This window comes from Streptomyces sp. NPDC005070, assembly GCF_053600395.1.
Genome location: NZ_JBSFZS010000405.1, coordinates 1 through 2,001 on the forward strand (window position 1 = coordinate 1; position 2,001 = coordinate 2,001).

2 protein-coding genes are annotated in these 2,001 nt (G+C 59.6%); both read left to right on the forward strand.

From position 1 onward, the window contains the following. Positions 1-500 precede the first annotated feature (500 nt). Positions 501-1,277 (forward strand): ZIP family metal transporter, encoded by a 777-nt coding sequence (locus tag ACWEBX_RS39595; protein ID WP_451889546.1) that lies wholly within the window; start codon positions 501-503, stop codon positions 1,275-1,277. 365 nt (positions 1,278-1,642) lie between these two features. Next, the gene (locus ACWEBX_RS39600) at positions 1,643-1,813 is read left to right on the forward strand and encodes a hypothetical protein (RefSeq protein ID WP_451889547.1); all 171 of its coding nucleotides are present in this window, start codon (positions 1,643-1,645) and stop codon (positions 1,811-1,813) included. Positions 1,814-2,001: the final 188 nt, after the last annotated feature.

Sequence of the window (2,001 nt, forward strand, 5' to 3'; positions counted from 1 at the left end):
CTCGCCGAGGACTCTGCTGCTGATTGAACGGTCCGCGACGAGCCGGCAGGCCGGCGTGTCGCGGGTCGCCCCGGGGCACGTTGCCAGCGCCCGCAGCTCACTAGCGTCGGCGGGAGGCAAGCCCGGCCTGGTGGCCCTCATGCGACAACGAGCCTACTTCGGCCAAGAGTGCGGCGGCCGCAACCACAGCGGCTTCTGCCGGACGCGCACTAGCCAGCAAGGTGCGAGATCGGATCGAGCGGTTTTGTCCTTCTCGGTGCCGGTGGGGAGGGTGCCGTCGGGAAATTCGAATGCCAAAATGTTTTTCACTCTTTTGCGCCGTTAGTAGAGGCATGCGAGCAGAATCTTTCAACGGCACGAGCAATGTCCACTCGACAGACCCGAGCGGCGACCTCACACTTTTCATCGGATCGGGCACAGACCGCCGCGCAATCTATATTCTGAGACTACGCCCAAAACAAACCCAATCACGCGAACGTACTTCGTGATAGGAGACCCACGTGACAGCCCTCCTTGTGGCTGCCGGAGCGACCGTCACCACGTTGCTCGGCGGTTGGGCCGCCCAGCACGTCGGCGATCGTCGGCATTTGGTCCTCGGACTCGCGGCGGGACTCATGCTCGGGATCGTATGTTTTGATCTGCTGCCCGAGGCGCTCGAAACAGACCGCGGAGAATTCTTCGGCGTACCCATGGGACTTCTGATGTTCGCCGCAGGCTTTCTCGTTCTGCATGTAGTGGAGCGATCTGTAGCAATCCACCGAGCACACGAAGGGGAATACCGTCCGCATACGCACCCGATGGCCACTAACCAATCTGGCGATCACGCAGTATCGGAAGCTTCACAAGGCCTCGGCCTAATCGCCGCCGGCGCCCTGGTAGGGCATAGTTTCCTCGACGGTTTCGCCATCGGGGCCGCATCTCAGGCCGGAGGAACCACGGGAACGGTTATCGCAGTAGCGGTGATCGCACACGATTTCGCCGACGGGTTCAATACGTACACGATTACCCGCCTGTACGGGAATAATCGCCGTCGCGGTATTACCCTGGTTGCCGCCGACGCGATCGCCCCACTCGCAGGGGCAGCCGTAACCTTGGCTTTCACCATTTCTGATCGAATCCTCGGACTTTATCTAGGATTCTTCGCCGGATTCCTTCTCTACCTAGCTACTTCCGATATCCTTCCGGAAGCGCACACTTCACATCCATCTCGCGTCACGCTGGCACTTACTGTCTTGGGATCAGCTTTCATCCTGGTGGTGATCGGGCTTGCTCACTAAGTACTTGCGGTTTCGTCTGTCGGAGGTCGGCAGTCGCCGTCCCGTGGGCAGCGTCGGACGCCGCTGCTGTGGCCTCACAGTTCGCATCGCCGCCGGCGCAGTGGCCTGATTCTCAGTCGCTACCGATTCACCCGCAGGTATTCGGTTAGTGGTCGGTCGAGAGGACGACCCTGGATGTCCGTTCGGCTTACGACGAGTGCGGCGTGTCATGTCGACGAGCATGATGTCGCTCGTTATAGCCTGACCATTCATCAGGACGATGCAGTCTTACCTCTTGTCTTGACGCGAGCGTGCCGGCGACTGCCTGGGTGTGATGCCTTCGGCGTTCAAGGCGCGGTCGCGACTGACCCGTCAGGGAGTTTCCTGTGGATGAACTGACCTACAAAATGATCATGGCTCTCAATGCTGCCGATATTGGACACCCGCTCTGCGAACAGATCGCCTCGATCTGCGCTGAGGTTGCTGACCAACACTGTTCGCAGCTCCACGTGGGGGCACCGGCCGTTCCCGAGATCCACGTCACGAGCACCTCCTGAATCGATGTGTGCGTACTCCGCCTGATTGGACATAGTCAGTGGCAAAATCTCTGCATCCCACAGTGGACCTTCGGCGCGCAGCGGACCGCTTCAAGACGAAAATTTCCTGGCTCGATTCGAAGCATTCATTTTCCTTCTCGCACAACTATGACCCTCGCAATACTCATCACGGGCTGCTGCTTGTCAAC